The 577-nt window shown below is 66.0% G+C and carries 1 protein-coding gene; it reads right to left on the reverse strand.

Annotated features, from left to right (window positions below; all coding sequences use genetic code 11):
* Positions 1-307: 307 nt before the first annotated feature.
* Positions 308-577: RipA family octameric membrane protein (locus AC5JLB_RS30525; RefSeq protein WP_495877579.1), on the reverse strand; the 270-nt coding region annotated here is incomplete at its 5' end.

The raw sequence follows: 577 nt of genomic DNA on the forward strand, positions 1-577 counted from the left end.
GTCTCATGCGATACCCTCCCGTCACACCTCGTCGAAGCGAAAGCGCCAGCGGCACACGCGCGCGCCCTGAACCAGTGCAGAAGTAGCGACGGCGCACCCTTCTGCTCATGCTCGGCAGAGTAGCGGGCGCCCTGCTCCGCTCAAGCCAGATCGCTCTGACAGCGCCGCGGAAAGGGCTGTGCTCGGTCATGCCGAGGAGGGTAGCAGGCCCCTTGCCCTGCTCAAGCCCCATGGCCTTGACAGTGCCCTGACGATCGGCTGCTCGGATCGGCGTCGGGAGGTGACGCCGCCCCGTCTCATGTCCCGATCAGGCAAGGAGGCGTGCGCCGAGGATGCCCAAGTAAAGCAGCGCAAAGCCCGCGGGGATCCATCGCTCGACATGGGCGAGCGCAAGCCGGCCCTTGCTTTCGTAGTATTGACGTTCGACGGCGAAGGGCTGGTGCGCGAAGTGGCGCTCGATGTCCTGCAGGACCAGGAACTTCGCCGCGTTGAGCTTGCGATAGGAGTCCAAGAGCGCCGCCCAGGCGATGCAGACGAGGACGCCGGCCGCCGGACTGGTCCAGAACCAGACATCCCT

Source organism: Myxacorys chilensis, assembly GCF_059505265.1.